This is a genomic window from Kitasatospora sp. MBT66 (genome assembly GCF_000710405.2).
In the GTDB taxonomy this organism is placed as follows: domain Bacteria; phylum Actinomycetota; class Actinomycetes; order Streptomycetales; family Streptomycetaceae; genus Kitasatospora; species Kitasatospora purpeofusca.
In genome coordinates this window covers 824918-825210 of record NZ_JAIY01000010.1, presented here as the reverse complement: position 1 = coordinate 825210, position 293 = coordinate 824918, and the positions used below count along the sequence as shown (strand labels likewise).

Here is a 293-nt window from a genome sequence, read left to right as displayed (position 1 = left end):
CCGAGCCGGTGCTCCACGGCGGGGCCGAAGACGTGGAGGAAGAGCAGGTTGCCGAGCAGGTGCAGCCAGCCGGCGTGCAGGAAGAGCGCGCTGAGCACGGACAGCGCCGGATGCTTGCCGGGGGTGGCCGAGGCCGGGCAGCCGGGCACCGGCTCGGGGGCCTCCGCCAGTTGGTCCGCGGTCAGCGGGTGGCCGGTCAGGAGCTCGGCGGGGACGGCCCCCCAGCGCTGCTCGTAGCGCTGCTCGGCGCAGACCCGGGCCTGGTCCCGGCCGTAGAGCGGATTGAGCCCCGC

Annotated in this window: 1 protein-coding gene; it reads right to left on the bottom strand. The window is 76.1% G+C overall.

Features of this window, described 5'->3' with window-relative positions; translation table 11 throughout:
* The coding region (locus BI06_RS28365) for a rhomboid family intramembrane serine protease (protein ID WP_043473309.1) at positions 1 to 293 on the bottom strand (293 nt) is incomplete at both ends.